Raw genomic sequence first — 3,284 nt, forward strand, 5'->3', positions numbered from 1 at the left:
CGCGAAGAAGCACCCGCCCCGCGGCAAGCGCGTCCGACGCCCGCGCCGCTAACCCCGGGCAGCCGCGCCGCGGGTGAACGCCCGTGGCGCGGTTACCCGGGGCTCCGCGCGGCGGGCGTGCTTCCCGCGTGGGGCCTAGAGCTGATTGGCCGGAACGTCGAAGGTGGCGCAGGCCGTCGGGCCCTTGTCGGCGCCGACGGCGAACCAGCGCTGGCGCTGCTCGGCTGAGCCGTGCGTCCAGCCTTCGGGGTCGACGCGGCCGGTCGCGGCCTGCTGAATTCGATCGTCGCCGACCGCGGCGGCAGCGTCGAGGGCGTCCACGATCTCGGGCTTCGTGACGGGCTTCAGATAGGGCACCCCCGCCGCATCGGGTACGGTCGAGGCGGCCTGCACCCAGGACCCGGCGAAGCAGTCCGCCTGCAGCTCAAGCCGCACTGAGCCGGACGCGGGGCCGGAGCCACCGCGGTCGGCCTGCTGCATCTGCCCGGTGAGGTTGGAGATGTGGTGGCCCCACTCGTGCGCGAGGACGTACATCTGCGCGAGCGGGCCGCCCGAGGCGTGAAAGTCCCGCTTGAGCGTCTCGAAGAAGTCGGTGTCCACGTAGATCGTCTCGTCGGCAGGGCAGTAGAACGGGCCGGTCGCGCTCGTCGCGCTCCCGCAGGCCGTGTTCGTCGCGCCGGTGAACAGCACGGTCCCCGGGGCCCGGTAGTTCGATACCTGCGTGCTCCAGTAGCGATCGATGGAATCCGCGGCTCCGGCCATCCGGCACTCCACGAACTCGTTCGCGTCGCTGCCCGTCTGGCAGTGCTCCAGGTTGATCTCCTCGACGGCCTCGGCGGTCTGGTTCTGCGACTGACCGCCACCGAGCATCGGGGCGAGCCCGGTCAGGTCGACGCCGACGAACTGGGAGATGAGAAACAGCGCGATCGCGCCGATTCCGCCGCCGATGGCAATCTTGCCGCCCCGGCTCGTGCCGCGGCGCTGGACCTTGCTCGTGTCCAGCCGTGCGTTGTCATTGAACGTCATCGCGCTCCCCCATCTTGGCGTCCCCGGCCGAGCGGCCGGTTCCGTGCTCTGTTCTGCCTCCGGCGCCGTTCGGGCCGCCGGCCACGAGCGCCACGCTCGCGGACCGCTGGTCAGCGGAGCTGGGCACTCATGAACTCAGCATAACGGCGCGGGGCCGCCCCGGGCAGTGCCCGGGGCGGCCCCGTCGCGAGACGCGCGCTGCTACTTCTTGGCCTCGCGGGCGCGCAGCGTCTTCTCGTGCACCGGCTCGGTGCCCGCGGCGCGCTGGGCCAGCACGTGCGCGTGCGCCTCGGCCTGGCGCTCTGCCTCGGCGCCCGTCGCGATCTTCGCCCGGATGAGGTCGTCGTTCAGCCCGAAGGCCTCAACGAGCTCGAGGGCACGGGGCCGCAGGCGACCCAGCAGCCGGTCGATGTAGGCGGTGATCGACTCGGCCCGGTGCGCGGTCAGGCTGCCGTTGATGAGGTACCAGCCGATGTGCTTCTCGATCAGCCCGAGGCCGAAGAGGTCGCGCAGCCACGTCATCACGGTGCGGGTCTCCTCATCCTGGAAGGTCTCCAGCTTCTCCGTGAAGGCCTCCCACTGCAGCAGCTCGGCGTGCGCGCGGGCCGCCTCGATGAGCTTGTGCTGCTGCGCGTTGAAGGCGTCGGCCTGCTCCGCAGCGGACTTCTTCGAGGACTCGCGGATGGCTCCGGCCACCTCGGCAACCATCGTCTCCACCCGGGTGGTGAGCAGCTCGCGCTGCGCATCGGTGTCCCGAACGTGACCGACCGAGCGGGCGGTCGAACCGAGGTCAACCACCGACTGTGCGAGCTGGCGGAGCCCGAAGCGGTTCACGGCGCGCTCCCCGGCCTGGCCGACCGCGAACTTCGCGAGCGTGGCCGCGTCCGCGCCCTTGAACTGCTTGGCGAAGTCGCCGAGGAGGCGCTTGCCGACGAGCTGCAGCAGGATGTTGTTGTCGCCCTCGAAGGTGACGTAGATGTCGAGGTCGGCGCGCAGGCCCGTGATCCGGTTCTCGGCGAGGAAACCGGCCCCGCCGCAGGCCTCGCGGGCCTCCTGCAGGGTGTCGAGCGCGGCCCAGGTGGACAGCGACTTCAGCGCGGCGGCGAGCGTCTCCAGGTCCTGCCGGTTCTCGTCCGTGTCGTTCTTCCCCGAGAACACCTCGTCGAAGGTGGTCAGCAGCTTGTCCCCGGCAAAGGAGATCGCGTAGGTCTCCGCCAGGCGCGGCAGCAGGCGGCGCTGGTGCTGGCCGTAGTCCAGGATGACCTGTTCGCGCTCGCCCGCCGCGGTGAACTGTCGGCGCTCGGAACCGTAGCGAATCGCAATCGCCAGGGCCACCTTCATCGCGTTCGCGGCGGCCCCGTCGAGGGAGACACGGCCCTGAACCAGGGTGCCGAGCATCGTGAAGAAACGGCGGCCCGGGCTCTTGATGGGCGACGAGTAGGTCCCGTCGGCGGCGACGTCGCCGTAGCGGTTCAGCAGGTTGGTGCGCGGGATCCGCACCTCGGTGAAGTGCAGCCGCCCGTTGTCGATGCCGTTCAGGCCGCCCTTGACGCCGTCGTCGTCCCCGCCGATGCCGGGCAGGAACTCGCCGTTGTCGTCGCGGAGGGGCACGAAGAAGCAGTGCACGCCGTGGTTGACGCCCTTCGTGATGAGCTGGGCGAAGAGCGTGCACGCCTTGCCGTGCAGGGCCGCGTTGCCGAGGTAGTCCTTCCACGCCCCGCGGAACGGGGTGTCGATCACGAACTCCTGGGTCGCCTCGTCGTAGGTCGCGGTCGTGCCGATGGAGGCGACGTCCGAGCCGTGCCCGGTCTCGGTCATGGCGTAGGCACCGGGCAGCTTGAGGCTCATCACATCGGGCAGCCACTTGTCGTGGTGCTGCTTGGTGCCGAGGTGCAGGATCGCGGACCCGAAGAGGCCCCACTGCACCCCGCTCTTGATCTGGAGCGAGGGATCGGCCATCACCAGCTCCTGGAAGGCAGCGATGTTCCCGCCGTGGTTGTCGCTGCCGCCGTATGCGGCGGGGAAAGCGCGCTGAATCGCGCCGTTGTCGACGAGGATGCTCAGCTGCTCCAGCGTCCGCTTCCGGTGCTCGTCCATGTGCTGGCCGGGGATCGTGTGCAGACGGGGGTCAACGGCGAGCGCGCGTGCCTCCAGGCGCTCCTTCTTCCAGGTGCCGAGGAGGGCGTCGCCGACGGCGGCGACATCGATGCGCGCTGCCGGGGAGGTCTTCCCGGCACTGGCGGTGACTGGGGTGGCTA

2 protein-coding genes are annotated in these 3,284 nt (G+C 70.4%); both read right to left on the reverse strand.

Annotated elements, in window-relative coordinates; genetic code table 11:
• Positions 1-135: 135 nt before the first annotated feature.
• Positions 136-1,026: a KPN_02809 family neutral zinc metallopeptidase gene (ypfJ, locus tag OOT08_RS07630; protein ID WP_325092000.1), complete on the reverse strand. Its 891-nt coding sequence runs from the start codon at positions 1,024-1,026 to the stop codon at positions 136-138.
• Between the two features lie 201 nt (positions 1,027-1,227).
• A partial coding sequence (locus OOT08_RS07635; protein ID WP_442916194.1) for an acyl-CoA dehydrogenase family protein occupies positions 1,228-3,284 on the reverse strand: 2,057 nt, incomplete at its 5' end.

It is taken from the genome of Leucobacter sp. M11 (assembly GCF_035726885.1).
Classification (GTDB): Bacteria; Actinomycetota; Actinomycetes; order Actinomycetales; family Microbacteriaceae; genus JAPFRB01.